Source organism: Sphingomonas sp. PP-CE-3G-477, assembly GCF_003050745.1.
Taxonomy (GTDB): domain Bacteria; phylum Pseudomonadota; class Alphaproteobacteria; order Sphingomonadales; family Sphingomonadaceae; genus Sphingomonas.
The window spans coordinates 69,709-82,520 of sequence record NZ_QAOF01000007.1 but is presented as its reverse complement, the minus strand read 5'-3'; the positions used below and the strand labels follow the sequence as shown (position 1 = coordinate 82,520).

Sequence of the window (12,812 nt, the reverse complement as noted above, 5' to 3'; positions counted from 1 at the left end):
GGCAGGGCTCGGCAGGGCTCGGCAGGGCTCGGCAGGGCTCGGCAGGGCCAGGCAGAGCCCGGCAAGGGTTGCTTTGCAGGGGCATAGGCGTCAGAGGCTCGGTGAGATGAGCGCCACCGTCCACCGCCTCGAAACCATACGTTCGAATCCCGAGTCCCAGCCGTCGCTGGACCCGATGGTCAAACTCGTCTCCGGCGACATGGACCAGGTCAATGCGGTGATCCGCGGCCGGATGGAGTCGGAAATCCCGCTGATCCCCGAACTCGCCGGTCACCTGATCGCGGGCGGGGGCAAGCGGATGCGGCCGATGCTGACGCTCGCGAGCGCGCAACTGATCGACTATACCGGTACGCAGCATCACCTGCTCGCCGCCGCGGTCGAGTTCATCCATACCGCGACGCTGCTCCACGACGACGTCGTCGACGGCTCGGACCTGCGCCGGGGCAAGCGCACCGCGAACATCATCTGGGGAAATCCTGCCAGCGTGCTGGTCGGCGATTTCCTGTTCAGCCGCAGCTTCGAACTGATGGTCGAGGCGGGCAGTCTCAAGGCGCTGAAGATCCTGTCCTCGACCAGCGCGGTCATCGCCGAGGGCGAGGTCAACCAGCTCACCGCCGCGCGCCGCGTCGATCTTGGCGAGGAGCGCTATCTCGACATCATCGGCGCGAAGACCGCGGCGTTGTTCGCGGCCGCGTGCCGGATTTCGGCGGTCGTCGCCGATCGCCCCGAGGCCGAGGAAGCCGCGCTCGACGCCTATGGCCGGAACCTGGGCATCGCGTTCCAGCTGGTCGACGACGCGATCGACTACGTGTCGGACGCGGATACCATGGGCAAGGACGCGGGTGACGACTTCCGCGAGGGCAAGATGACGCTTCCCGTGATCCTCGCCTATGCGCGTGGCTCGGCCGAGGACCGTGCGTTCTGGAAGGACGCCGTCGAAGGCCGCCGCGACAGCGAGGCCGATCTCCAGCATGCGATCCGCCTGATCCGCTCGACTCGTGCGATCGACGACACCTTCGCCAGGGCGCGTCATTACGGCCAGCGTGCGATCGACTCGATCGGCGGCTTCCCCAATGGCGAAGCCAAGGACGCCATGATCGAAGCCGTCGAGTTCGCGGTCGCCCGCGCATACTGATTGCGTTAGCGGATCGGTGATCCGGCATTCGGCAGCGTCGCCTCGCCGACTGGCGTCGATTTGCCGAACAGGGCGCGGTCCGCGGGGCCGAATGCGTATTTCCACAGGATGTAGAGATAGGTGGCCGCGATCGCGGGTTCGCCGATCGCGAGCTCTACCCATTCGTAACGCTTGGGTAGCGCGGTGAACGCGCCACCGACCACGATCGCGGCGAGCGCGGCCCAGATCAGCGGCCAGCGCCACGGCGATACGTTGGCGCCGAGCAGGTGCCCGAGCAGCTTCGACTTGATGATCGAGGTCACCCCGACCGACAGCATCAGCGCGATCGCCGGGCCGGCGGCCTGGTAATTGACCGGGTAGCCGAGCTTGCGGATCGTGAAGATCAACGCGAAACTCAAGCCGATCTGGAACGCGAGCATCGCCGCCGAGATCATCAGGTTGCGGTGGCGGGCGATGTAGACGAGCGCGGATTCGCTGACCGCGCCGGTCGACGCGAGCACCTCGGCGGTCAGCAGGAACGCGAGCGCGGCGGTGCCGGCGACGAACTGCGGACCGACCACGCCCATCACCGCTTCGCCGGGGATCGAGCCCATCAGCGCGAGCCCGCCTTGCGCGGCCATGATCCAGAACGCGACCTGGCGGACCTGGTTGGCGATCGCGGCGCGGTCGTTGATCGCGAGGCTGTGCGTGATGACGGGGCCGAGGATCGGGTCGAAGCTGGTCTTGAGCTTCTGCGGCAGGCTCGCGACCTGCTGCGCCATGTAATAGATGCCGACGATCTTGGGCTCGAACATCACGCCGAGGATGAAGCGGTCGACGTTGCGGCTGCCCCATTCGAGGATGTCTGCGCCGGCCAGCGGTATATTGGCGCGGGCGAGCGCGTAGAGCGGGCGAAGTTGGGGTTTCCAACCCCGCGGCACGCCGTAGCTGCGCAGGAACGGCACGAGGCTGGCGATCAGTGCCGCTGTCATCGACGCGACGTAGCTCAGCACGAGGCCGTCGCGGATCGTGAAATAGGAGAATGCCCAGGCGGCGATCGAGATCGTCCAGGGCTCGACCACCGCGCGGGCGGTGACGGCGGCCTTGACGTTCAGCCTGTACGCAAGCGCGGCGAGGCTGACGTCGGACCAGGCGATCGCGACGATGATCAGCGGCAGGAACCGGTCGAGCCCAGTGATCGCGCTGTTCGGATACATGATCTGCGGGAAGGTGCAGAGCACCGCGCTGGCGATGAGCGATGCGACGAATGCCACGGCCATGGCGTCCCACACGACGTTGGCGTGCGGGCGATCCGCGCTGCTGAGCGCTTGCGCGAGACCGCGCTTCAGGCCGAGCGTTGCTAGCAAGGCGGCAAGTTCGACGACCACGACCGCAATCGCGAACCGGCCGACGAGGTCGGGGCCGTAAATGCGGCCGGCGATGAACAGGAACGGGATACGCGCGGCGAGGCGGAGGACGAAGCCGGCGATGTTAGTCCGACCGCCCTTGGCGAGCGTATCGATATCCTGCGTGGCCTCGGTCACGCTGCTGCGCCATTCGGGGATCGCACCGCGGCAAAGCCGCGTCGTCGGTCGGAGTGAACGCTCCGCCGGCCGCGCTGGTGCGAGTCAGCCGGACGTGGCCGGCTGCCGCCCTGCGCGTTCAATGTGCCGCTCCCCAGCTGAGGCCGGTGCCAATTTCAATGCCGAGTGGGACGTCGAGCGTTACCGCGGGTTGCGCGGCGTTCGCCATGACCTGCTCGATCACGGGCTTGGCCGCGGCGACGTCACCTTCCGGCAATTCGAACACGAGCTCGTCGTGGACCTGAAGAAGCATGCGGACGTTCGGCAGCCCCGCTTCGAGCAACGCCGGCCCCATCCGCACCATCGCGCGCTTGATGATATCCGCGCTCGTCCCCTGGATCGGAGCGTTGATCGCGGCGCGTTCGGCACCCTGCCGCTCATGCTGGATTTTCGAGCGGATGCGCGGGAAGTGCGTTTTGCGCCCGAACAGCGTGGTGGTAAAGCCGCTCGCGCGAACGCTTTCCGTGGTCTCGACAATGTAGTTGGAGATACCGGGGAAGCGGTCGAAATAGCGGTCGATCATCGCCTGCGCTTCGTCCGCCGACACGTCCAAACGCCCCGCGAGGCCCCAGCGCGAGATGCCGTAGAGGATCGCGAAGTTGATCGTCTTCGCGCGGCCACGGGTGTCGCGGTTGACCTCGCCGAACAGTTCCTGCGCGGTGAGGCTGTGGATATCGTCGCCGTTCGCGAACGCGGCCTTCAGCGCGGGGACGTTGGCCATGTGCGCGGCCAGCCGCAACTCGATCTGCGAGTAATCGGCCGCGAGGATGACGTTGCCGGGTTCCGCCACGAACGCGTCGCGGATCTGGCGGCCGATCTCGGTGCGGATCGGGATGTTCTGGAGGTTTGGGTCGGTCGACGACAGGCGGCCGGTCTGCGCGCCGGTCAGCGAGTAGGACGTGTGGACGCGGCCGGTCGCCGGGTTGATCTGCGCCTGCAATGCGTCGGTGTAGGTGGATTTCAGCTTCGACAACTGGCGCCAGTCGAGCACTTTCCGCGCGATCACGGCGCCGGACGAATCCTTGTCCGCGGCGATCCGCTCGAGTTCGTTGACGTCGGTCGAATAGACGCCGGACTTGCCTTTGCGGCCGCCCTTGATGCCCATCTTCTCGAACAGCACGTCGCCCAGTTGCTTGGGGCTGCCGATCGTGAACGACGCGCCGGCCAGCGCGTGGATTTCGGTTTCAAGGCTTGCCATCTGGCCGGCGAACTCGGTCGAGAGCTTCGACAGTTTGGCGGCATCGACCTTGATCCCGTGCATCTCCATCTGCGCGATGACGGGGACGAGCGGGCGGTCGACCATCTCGTACACGCGGGTCGAGCCTTCCGCGGGCAGGCGGCGCTTGAACCGGCGCCACAGCCGCAGCGTCACATCGGCGTCCTCGGCGGCGTAGCGCGTCGCGGCCTTCAGGTCGATTTCGTTGAAGGTGCGCTGCGTCTTGCCGGTGCCGACGACGTCCTTGAACGCGATGCAGCTGTGCGAGAGATGCGTGGCGGCGAGTTCGTCCATGCCGTGGCCGTGCAGGCCGGCGTCGAGATCGAAGCTCATCACGATCGTGTCGTCGAACGGCGCGATGTTCACGCCGCCCGTCGACGCGTAGGCGCGGCCGAGGACGATCATGTCGTATTTGAGGTTGTGACCGATCTTCAGGACGCTCGGGTCCTCCAGCAACGGCTTCAGTTTCTCTAACACGAGCGCGCGATCGAGCTGGACCGGGTTTTCCGCGAGCAAATCCGTCCCGCCATGCGCGATAGGTACGTAGCAGGCGAGGTTCGGATGCAGCGCCATGCTGACGCCGACCAGGTCCGCGCGCGTCGCGTCGATGCCGGTGGTCTCGGTGTCGATCGCGATCCAGCCTTGGTGTTTCGCCACCGTGATCCAGCGATCGAGTGCGGCTTCGTCGACGACGGTCTCGTAGTCGTCGTGCTTGCAGGGCTCGTCCTCGTCAAACTCGGCGGTGCTCGCCGGTTCGGCGACGGGGGCTTCGGCGACCGCGGAGAGCTTGGCGATCAGCGACTTGAAGCCGTGATGTTCGAGGAACGCACGCAAGGGCGCGTCGGGGATACCCTTGAGTTCGAGATCTTCGAGCGGCTCGGGCAGCGCGACGTCGCATTTGAGCGTGACGAGCACCTTCGACAGACGCGCCATCTCGGCATGCTCGATCAGGTTGTCGCGGAGCTTGCCCTTCTTCATGCCGTCGGCGGCGGCGAGCACGGATTCGAGATCGCCGTGTTCGAGGATCAGCTTGGCGGCGGTCTTCGGGCCGACGCCGGGGACGCCGGGGACGTTGTCGACGCTGTCGCCCATCAGCGCGAGCACGTCGCCGAGCTGCGCGGGCGAGACGCCGTGGAATTTCTCGGCGACGTGCTCCGCGCCGAGCCGGCGGTTGTTCATCGTGTCGTACATGTCGAGGCCGGGCTCGATCAGTTGCATCAGGTCCTTGTCGGAACTGACGATCGTGACTTCCCAGCCTTGGGCTAGCGCGGCCTTCGAATAGCAGGCGATGATGTCGTCGGCTTCGAGTCCCTCGGTCTCGATGCACGGCAACGAGAACGCGCGCGTGGCGTCGCGGATCATCGGGAACTGGGGGACGAGATCCTCGGGCGGGGGCGGACGCTGCGCCTTGTACTTGTCGTAGAGATCGTTGCGGAAGGTCTTCGACGACTTGTCGAGGATGACCGCCATATGCGTGGGGCCGTCGGCGGCGTGGACTTCGTCGGCGAGCTTCCACAGCATCGTCGTATAGCCGTACACCGCGCCGACCGGCTCGCCATGCTTGTTGGTGAGCGGCGGCAGCCGGTGATAGGCGCGGAAGATATAGCCGGAGCCGTCGACGAGATAGAGATGGGGCATCGCGCGCGGTCTAGCGGATGCAGCGGCGCGCACCAATGGGCGAAGCGTGGTTGTTGGGTATCAGGTGGGGAGAAAAGCGGTGGGGTGTTTGCGCGCGGTCGTGTCCCCATAAGGAACCGCCACCCCGGCAGAGGCCGGGGCCCAGTTGGGGGACGGTGATAACGAAGCGATGCGTGTCGTTACTGCAACCTTTCCAACTGGGCCCCGGCCTTCGCCGGGGTGGTGCAGTGGTCAGGGCAGGCGCCTCCTTGTTCTCCTGCGAAGGCGGGAGCCCAGTCTGGGTCCCCGCCTTCGCGGGGAAACATGCTGCCTCTACTTCTTGATCAGCCCGATCTCGACGAGGCGCTCGTACAGGTAATCATGCGCGGTGATCGGGTTCGGATAGCGGTTCGCGTTGTCCGGCGTGATCGTTCCCGGCAGCGTCTCGATAAGGAAGTCGGGCGCGGGATGCAGGAAGAACGGCATCGAATAGCGTGAGTGGCCGCGACGCTCGGGGGGCGGGTTGACGACGCGGTGCGTGGTCGAGGGAAGCACGTTGTTGGTCAGCCGCTGGAGCATGTCGCCGACGTTGACGACCATCGCGCCCTCGGGCGGCTTGATCGACAGCCAGCGGCCGTTCGCGCGGTCAAGCAGTTCGAGGCCGGCTTCCTCGGCGCCCAGCAGCAGCGTGATGAGGTTGATGTCCTCATGCGCGCCGGCGCGGACGCCTTCCGCATCGGCGGGGATCGGCGGGTAATGCAGCAGGCGGAGAATGCTGTTGCCGTCCTTCACCGCCGGATCGAACCAGTCGGGCTTGAGCTTGAGGTGGCGCGCGATCGCGGACAGGAGTTTGTCGCCGGCGCGGTCAAATGCGGCGAAGAGTTCGAGGAAGACCGGCTTGAAGCCCTCGGGGCGCGTCGGCCAGACGTTCGGCGCCATCGTGTCCGCATAGCGATGCCCCTCGGGGAGTTCGCGACCGACGTGCCAGAATTCCTTGAGGTCGACGACCTTGGCGTCCTTGGCGATCTCCGTCTTGAACGGCGTATAGCCGCGCGCGCCGCCGCCGCCGGGGATGTGATAACCGCGCTTTTCGTCATCGGGGAGGTCGAACAAGAGCTTCGTCTCGGCCCAGGCGCGCTCGATCAGGTCGGCGGGGATGCCGTGGTCGGCGACGATCGCGAAGCCGTACCGCTCGAACGATTCGCCGAACGCGGCGGCAAAGCCATCGGGGTCGGTGTCCTGCGTGGCGAGGCTAAGCGTCGGGACCTGGGCGGCGGGCGTATCGAGCATGGGGTGCGTGTCCGGTTTGGGGGATGCCCGATATAGGCGATCGGGGGTGGCGTGCCAAATGCCTGGGTTGGGGTGGGTTAGGATTTTTCACGATCCTCCCCCGCCAGGGGGAGGTGGCGCGAAGCGACGGAGGGGGAGGACAAGGAACCAGCGTCGCTCCTTCCTCCCCCTCCGTCTGGCAAGCGCCAGCCACCTCCCCCTGGCGGGGGAGGATTGGAGCCTCAGCCGCTGATGACGATCGTGCCGGTCGCCTTGTCCTTGCCGTCGGGGGCGAGTTCGAGGCGGAAGGGTTTGTTCTCGTCGGTGGTGCCGATCAGGTTCGCGCCCTCGGGATGGACCTGGTAGCCGACCTTCCCGAGCCGCTGTGCGAACCAGTCGCGGACGATAGTGGGTGTTGCCGGGCTGGCGAAGGCGACGCGTAATCCACCCGCCTTGTCGTCGCCGACGATGTTGAGCGTCTTGATCGACGACCCAGGATACAGGCGCACGCCGTTGAGATCGAAATTGCTCGTATCGATCTTGATCTTCGGCAACTTCACCGAGCCCTGGAAGCCGGGCACGTCGATCTTCATCTCGCCGGTCTCGCCGTTGATCGCACCGAGCACGTTGCCGCCATCGGCGTTGATCGAGACCGATGCGCCTTCGTTCGAGCGATCGCAGGCGGACAGGGCGAGCACGCTGGTAAGGCCTACAGCAGCGGTAAAGAGCGGACGGATCATGGCTGTCTCCGAAGTGTGTTGTTCTGACAATACAGATAGGGGCGGCGGCGCATCGCGCAATCATCTCGGAACTGCGCCGGTTAGCGGGTTCCGCAAGACCGGCCGAGCGGGTACAGGCGCACGCATCATGCAGACCCAGGATCCCCAATCCGACGCGCCAGCGATGCGCGGCGCGCCGATCGGTTTCGTCGAGTTCGTCGCGCTCGTCGCCTCGTTGATGTCGCTGACCGCGCTCGGTATCGACTCGATGCTGCCAGCGCTGCCGGCGATCGGCGACTCGCTCGGTGTTGCGACCGAGAACGGACGGCAGTTCGTCGTCACCGCGTTCGTGATCGGTTTCGGTGTGGCGCAACTCGTCCACGGGCCGCTCGCGGATCGGTTCGGGCGGCGGACGGTGCTGCTCTGGTCGCTCGTCCTGTACATCATCGCCAACGTCGCCTGCGCAACCGCGGGGAGCTTCACGCTGCTGCTGGCGGCGCGCGCATTCGGTGGCGCGGTGATCGCCGCGGCGCGGGTGGCGACGATCGCTTTGGTGCGTGACTGCTATCACGGGCGGGCGATGGCGCGGGTCATGTCGATCGCGTTCATGGTGTTCATGATCGTGCCGATATTGGCGCCGACGTTTGGCTGGACGGTGCTCCAGTTTGGCGACTGGCGGGCGATCTTCTGGACTGTGGCGGTGCTGACGCTGGGCGTGCTGGTCTGGTTCTACCTGCGGATGCCCGAGACGTTGGCACCCGAGAACGTCCTGCCGATCACGCCGGGGCGGATCCTCAGCGATTGGCGGCAGACGCTGAGCGATCGCAATTCGCTCGGCTACACGCTCGCCTCGACCGCGTTGATGGGGGCGCTGTACGGCTATCTCAATTCGATCCAGCAGATCATGGCGGACGTGTTCCATCGGCCGACGCTGCTCGCGCTGATCTTCGCGACGACGTCGGTGACGATGGCGGCGTGCAATTTGCTCAACTCGCGGATCGTGATGCGACTGGGGACGCGTCTCATCAGTCACGGGGCGCTGTCGGTGCTGATCCTGGTGTCGCTGGTCCACCTGTTCGCGATCGAGATCGGGTTCGAGACGCTGGTCAGTTTCGCGGTATTCCAGGCGCTGACGCTCGGCTGTTTCGGGCTCGCTACCTCCAATTTCTCGGCGATGGCGATGGAGAATATGGGGCGGATCGCCGGTACCGCGTCGAGCGTGCAGGGGTTCCTGAGCGTCACCGTCGGCGCGGTGTTCGGTGCGCTGATCGGGCAGGCGTTCGACGGCACCACCGTTCCACTCGTCGGCGGGTTCCTGCTCGCAGGGTTGGCGGCGCTGGTCGCCATTCTCGTGACCGAACGCGGTCGGCTGTTCCGGCCGGCATCGACGGCGCCGGTCAGCGCTTGAAGGAACCACCGCGCACGTCCACCGTTCGCATCTGGTAGGCCCGCACCGTGCGGGCGTCCTGGAACGAGGAGTGTGACCATGGGCGGACATCAGGTGCCGAGTGCCGGATCGGGCGACGACGGCTACGACGAAGAGGGCTATGACGAGAGCCAGCGCGCCGAGATCCTCGAGGCCACGCGCAACGGGCCGAGCGACGGCATCATCCTGACCGACCTCGAACCCGATCTGGGCGAAGACGACACCGACGACGAGTCGATCGACGAGACCAAGATGGACTCCGAAGAGGTCGGCGAGACGGACTCGTCGGTGACGATGGACGAAGCCGACATGGACGAGGACGACGTCCAGGACGAGCTCGACGACGACACGATCGACGACGACGAAGACCTGAAGGACGCCGACGACGTCGCGCTGAAGCCCTGAACGATCCGCGACGCGCCTGTACCGGGCGCGTCGCCTTCAACCCGTTGCGTTGGCCAGGGCCGCGAGATCGCCTGCGTTGTATGTAGCGCCGGTCGCGTCGGTCGGCCCCTCGACGAGATTCCCCGACGAAGCGTTGGTTGCCGCCGGTTCCGGCGCATCGCTAGCCACGTCATAAGCCGTCCACAAGATCCCCGCCGACCAGAACAAGGCCGCCCAACGGCTGCGGAACAGGCGTGAAAATCCCATGGATGCTGCGTTGCACACGGATTGTCACCAGCCGGTAAACACAGAGCGTTAACAGCGCAGGCCGCTGCTTTCTGCCGCTTTTCCGCTGTATTTCTGCCTATACCATGCCGTTCGCGCCACAGTTCGTTCATGTAAATGACAGGAACCGTTGCTGTAACGCAACACAGGCGAACAGTTCCCTGGCAGTTCCCTGAATGTGACGTTTTTTGTGCAACCATGTGACCGCCGGCCGGTTTCGACTTGCCTGGACCGAACCGACGCACCGTGCAGTCGGGGATCCACGCAACACACGATATAAGGTCAAACTCATGCGTAAGCTTTCCCTGGCAATCGCCCTCGCCGCCGCAACGGTCGCAGTTCCCGCCTTCGCGCAGGACATGTCGGCACCGGCTCCCACCGACAACAGCGCACAGCCCGGCGAAGCAGCAGCGCCCGACGGCTCGAAGGCATTCGGCATCGAGCCGTATTTCGGCGTGATGGGCGGCTGGGAGCAGTTCGACAACGAGGCAGGTCACGGCATCCCGCAGGCGATCAACGCTGACGGTTCGACCCGTCGCAGCTACAAGCCATCGGGTTCGCTGGTCCAGGGCGTCATCGGCGTGAACGTGCCGCTCGGCCCGGTCTTCGTCGGCGCAGAAGGCAACGTGATCAAGGGCATCGATGGCAACATCGATTGGGAATACGGCGCAGCAGGCCGCTTCGGCTTCCGCGCTGGCGACAGCGGCCTGATCTACGGCAAGGTCGGCTACCAGTGGGTCAACTTCGACCATTTCTCGGGTCGCTCGAACGTCGTCGCAGACACCGGTCGTGACTATCACGCAGTGACCTACGGCATCGGCGCAGAAGTCGGTCCGCAGAGCATTGGCCTGAAGGGCATCACCGGCAACGCAGGCTTCCGCATCCGCGCAGAGGTCAACACCTTCGGTGCGGCACAGAGCTTCCGTCCGATGCTCGGCATCATCACGCACTTCTAAGCCTTGCGCCTCGCAAGAGGCATAAGCTGGATGCGTAACGGGGGCGGGGAGTGGCTAGGGCCATTTCTCGCCCTTCGTGTGTCCAGCGTTTCCAGTGGGTTGGCGAGTGAAGTACAGGAAGTGTAGACGCTCGCACGATTCCTCGCACTGCTCCAAATCGGCCAGTTGCGGCCCTGCTCCATGGCACGGCGGCTATGGCGGACAGGGTGTTCGGGAGGATGTATCGGAGCGATGCCATGCGTCGATCTGGGCACGGCTTGCCAGTGTAGGACAGCGTATTCGCTGTCTTCGCCATGGCGATCCCGACTGCGATGCCTCCCGGTGCGGGTTCGTCGGCGAGATCGAAGATGTGGAGGGCGATCTAAGGGCAAGTCCGGTCGTTCTGCCCGTTAGCTATGACGGCCTGGTCGGAGCCTTCGCGCGGTGCGTCGTCACATGCCGATATACGCCGTCACGTATCTGGCCTTCCTCCTCCGAGACAAGCCGACATCGAAATCCGATCGGTGGCGTCGAATCCACTTTGCCACGCGCGCATGGAATCAGCGATGTTCACGATGCGTTCGCCTCGTTTCCGACTCCGCTCGCCGCAAGTTCGGGTGGCGGGACGGTGACTTCCGCGCGCGCGCGCGTACGCGCGGGCGATGATGGAGTATGTGTTTGATTTCATGCGGTTGCTCGGCGGCAATCGCGCTGGCGCCACGCGTGGGCGCGGAGGGTCCGGGCGTGGCGCAAAGCCGGGAGTCCTGCTGCAACTCCGCCTGGTGTTCTACGGCGTGCTGCTCGGGCTGATGATGCCGGTGATCCGCCAGATCGACTGGGCGGCGCTGGTACCGCCCGGATTCAAGATCGAATGGCCGACCGGGTTCGGCATCGCCTGGCCTGCGGGACATCTGCGCGTGCCGGGTGGCTGGGGTTGGGGTGCTGATGCTGCCAAGGCCAAGGCGGAGGCGTCGGCCGCTGCGACCGCGGCGGCGGGCGCCGCGATCAATGTCGGTGCCGCCACTACCGCGACGGGCGCGCTTGCCACTGCGGCGGGCGTCGCCAGCGCGGCGTCGACCATCGCGGCGGCCGCGTCCGCGCTGTCGGGCGGCAAGCCGGTCTCCGCGCGCTTCACAATCTGCGGCCACGCCAAGCGGATCGACTGCATGGTCGACGGCGACACGTTCTGGATGGCGGGCACCAAGATCCGCATCGCCGACATCGATACGCCGGAGACCCATCCGCCGCGCTGCGCCCGCGAAGCACGGCTGGGGCAAGCGGCGACGCTGAAGATGCAGGCGCTGCTCAACGCCGGCCCGTTCACGCTGACCCCGATCAAGCGCGACGTCGACCGCTATGGGCGGAAGCTGCGGATCGTCGAGAGGAGCGGGGAGTCGCTGGGCGCGGTATTGGTCCGCCACGGCCTCGCGCGGCACTATGGTGGGGGTAAGCGGTCGCCTTGGTGTGGGTGGGGTTAGGCTACCCGAAAAGCTCAAAGTGCGCTATGTTCGACCCATGGCCACGCACGTCGAAGAGTTCGAGAAGCTGGAAGCCGATCACGGTACGGTCGACCATGGCTATGAAAGCTGGAAGCGCGCGAAGATCGAGCGTGGCCTGAGGCAGGCGCAGGACCGGTCGTCGATGATCCCCGTCGAACAGGTGCTACGCGACCTGACGATTGATCGTTAACTTCACGCCGCAAGCGCGCGATGACCTTCGCGCTATCCGCGATTGGATCGCCGAAGATGACTCCAGAGCCGCGGAACGAGTGGTTGTGCGCATCGTCCAGACGGCGATGATGTTCGGGCAATTTCCGCTTTCGGGTCGTGCGGGGCAGGTCAGCGGAACGCGAGAGTTTTCGGTCGTCGGATTGCCGTATCTGATCGTGTATGCACTGACCGCCGATGGGGAGGTCGACGTGGTGACTGTGCTGCATACGCGTCGACGGTATCCTGCCGATTGAAGGACGGGGTCTTTCGGGGTCAGGTGGCGGAGAGGGCCTGTTCGTCCGTCAGACTCAGTCGGCGATGGAGGCTGTCGGCCGACAATTCGAACCCGTTGGGCCAAGCGAGCGCGCCGCCTTCGATGATGGCGCGGGCGAAGTAGTCTGGGTCGGAAAGAGGGCGCGTCATGACCGTGTCGCGTGCGATGAGATCGGCGGCCGACCAGAACGCCGCAGCGCCATCCGAGAATACGAGCTGCAGGGCGTCGTCACCGACCGCGGCGAGGCGAACGAGTTTAATCATCGAGGTCTGCACCTGCGA

The 12,812-nt window shown here is 65.6% G+C and carries 13 protein-coding genes; 7 read left to right on the top strand and 6 right to left on the bottom strand.

What is annotated here, in order from left to right; genetic code table 11:
• The first annotated feature begins 106 nt into the window (after positions 1 to 106).
• The gene (locus C8J45_RS14100; protein WP_107963783.1) at positions 107 to 1,135 is read left to right on the top strand and encodes a polyprenyl synthetase family protein; all 1,029 of its coding nucleotides are present in this window, start codon (positions 107 to 109) and stop codon (positions 1,133 to 1,135) included.
• A gap of 5 nt (positions 1,136 to 1,140) precedes the next feature.
• Here the strand turns inward: C8J45_RS14100 and C8J45_RS14095 are convergent, their stop codons facing one another.
• The 4 genes from C8J45_RS14095 to C8J45_RS14080 form a co-directional block, all read right to left on the bottom strand.
• Positions 1,141 to 2,658 (bottom strand): lipopolysaccharide biosynthesis protein, encoded by a 1,518-nt coding sequence (locus C8J45_RS14095; RefSeq protein ID WP_107963782.1) that lies wholly within the window; start codon positions 2,656 to 2,658, stop codon positions 1,141 to 1,143.
• 118 nt (positions 2,659 to 2,776) lie between these two features.
• The gene (polA, locus tag C8J45_RS14090; protein ID WP_107963781.1) at positions 2,777 to 5,551 is read right to left on the bottom strand and encodes a DNA polymerase I; all 2,775 of its coding nucleotides are present in this window, start codon (positions 5,549 to 5,551) and stop codon (positions 2,777 to 2,779) included.
• Between the two features lie 312 nt (positions 5,552 to 5,863).
• The gene (locus tag C8J45_RS14085) at positions 5,864 to 6,820 is read right to left on the bottom strand and encodes an isopenicillin N synthase family oxygenase (RefSeq protein ID WP_107963780.1); all 957 of its coding nucleotides are present in this window, start codon (positions 6,818 to 6,820) and stop codon (positions 5,864 to 5,866) included.
• Positions 6,821 to 7,041: 221 nt separating this feature from the next.
• On the bottom strand, positions 7,042 to 7,539 hold the full coding sequence (locus C8J45_RS14080) for a hypothetical protein (RefSeq protein WP_107963779.1): 498 nt from the start codon (positions 7,537 to 7,539) through the stop codon (positions 7,042 to 7,044).
• 127 nt (positions 7,540 to 7,666) lie between these two features.
• On the opposite strand from C8J45_RS14080, the gene C8J45_RS14075 reads away from it, so the two are divergent.
• Both C8J45_RS14075 and C8J45_RS14070 read left to right on the top strand, forming a co-directional pair.
• Positions 7,667 to 8,926, top strand: coding sequence for a multidrug effflux MFS transporter (locus C8J45_RS14075; RefSeq protein ID WP_107963778.1), 1,260 nt, complete (start codon positions 7,667 to 7,669; stop codon positions 8,924 to 8,926).
• Between the two features lie 78 nt (positions 8,927 to 9,004).
• The gene (locus tag C8J45_RS14070) at positions 9,005 to 9,349 is read left to right on the top strand and encodes a hypothetical protein (RefSeq protein WP_056065779.1); all 345 of its coding nucleotides are present in this window, start codon (positions 9,005 to 9,007) and stop codon (positions 9,347 to 9,349) included.
• Between the two features lie 36 nt (positions 9,350 to 9,385).
• Here the strand turns inward: C8J45_RS14070 and C8J45_RS14065 are convergent, their stop codons facing one another.
• On the bottom strand, positions 9,386 to 9,595 hold the full coding sequence (locus tag C8J45_RS14065; RefSeq protein WP_107963777.1) for a hypothetical protein: 210 nt from the start codon (positions 9,593 to 9,595) through the stop codon (positions 9,386 to 9,388).
• 308 nt (positions 9,596 to 9,903) lie between these two features.
• Between C8J45_RS14065 and C8J45_RS14060 the strand changes: the two genes are divergently transcribed.
• The 4 genes from C8J45_RS14060 to C8J45_RS14045 all read left to right on the top strand — a co-directional run bounded on the left by C8J45_RS14060 (position 9,904) and on the right by C8J45_RS14045 (position 12,511).
• On the top strand, positions 9,904 to 10,569 hold the full coding sequence (locus C8J45_RS14060) for an outer membrane protein (RefSeq protein ID WP_107963864.1): 666 nt from the start codon (positions 9,904 to 9,906) through the stop codon (positions 10,567 to 10,569).
• A 653-nt stretch (positions 10,570 to 11,222) separates the two neighbouring features.
• A complete protein-coding gene (locus tag C8J45_RS19625) occupies positions 11,223 to 12,026 on the top strand; it encodes a thermonuclease family protein (protein ID WP_258191463.1) in 804 nt (267 codons plus the stop codon).
• Positions 12,027 to 12,063: 37 nt separating this feature from the next.
• Complete coding sequence (locus C8J45_RS19290; protein ID WP_181321228.1) at positions 12,064 to 12,237, top strand: hypothetical protein; 174 nt, start codon at positions 12,064 to 12,066, stop codon at positions 12,235 to 12,237.
• Positions 12,227 to 12,511, top strand: coding sequence for a type II toxin-antitoxin system RelE/ParE family toxin (locus C8J45_RS14045; RefSeq protein ID WP_107963774.1), 285 nt, complete (start codon positions 12,227 to 12,229; stop codon positions 12,509 to 12,511). The genes C8J45_RS19290 and C8J45_RS14045 overlap by 11 nt, the downstream gene beginning before the upstream one ends.
• A gap of 19 nt (positions 12,512 to 12,530) precedes the next feature.
• Here C8J45_RS14045 and C8J45_RS14040 read toward each other — a convergent pair whose 3' ends face one another.
• Complete coding sequence (locus C8J45_RS14040; RefSeq protein WP_107963773.1) at positions 12,531 to 12,806, bottom strand: DUF2442 domain-containing protein; 276 nt, start codon at positions 12,804 to 12,806, stop codon at positions 12,531 to 12,533.
• Between the last annotated feature and the right edge of the window lie 6 nt (positions 12,807 to 12,812).

Coding starts and splice junctions, on each gene's coding strand:
- C8J45_RS14070 (WP_056065779.1), top strand. CDS start 9,005: ATGGGCGGACATCAGGTGCCGAGTGCCGGATCGGGCGACGACGGCTAC.
- C8J45_RS19290 (WP_181321228.1), top strand. CDS start 12,064: ATGGCCACGCACGTCGAAGAGTTCGAGAAGCTGGAAGCCGATCACGGT.
- polA (WP_107963781.1), bottom strand. CDS start 5,551: ATGCCCCATCTCTATCTCGTCGACGGCTCCGGCTATATCTTCCGCGCC.
- C8J45_RS14060 (WP_107963864.1), top strand. CDS start 9,904: ATGCGTAAGCTTTCCCTGGCAATCGCCCTCGCCGCCGCAACGGTCGCA.
- C8J45_RS14080 (WP_107963779.1), bottom strand. CDS start 7,539: ATGATCCGTCCGCTCTTTACCGCTGCTGTAGGCCTTACCAGCGTGCTC.
- C8J45_RS14100 (WP_107963783.1), top strand. CDS start 107: ATGAGCGCCACCGTCCACCGCCTCGAAACCATACGTTCGAATCCCGAG.
- C8J45_RS14075 (WP_107963778.1), top strand. CDS start 7,667: ATGCAGACCCAGGATCCCCAATCCGACGCGCCAGCGATGCGCGGCGCG.
- C8J45_RS14085 (WP_107963780.1), bottom strand. CDS start 6,820: ATGCTCGATACGCCCGCCGCCCAGGTCCCGACGCTTAGCCTCGCCACG.
- C8J45_RS14065 (WP_107963777.1), bottom strand. CDS start 9,595: ATGGGATTTTCACGCCTGTTCCGCAGCCGTTGGGCGGCCTTGTTCTGG.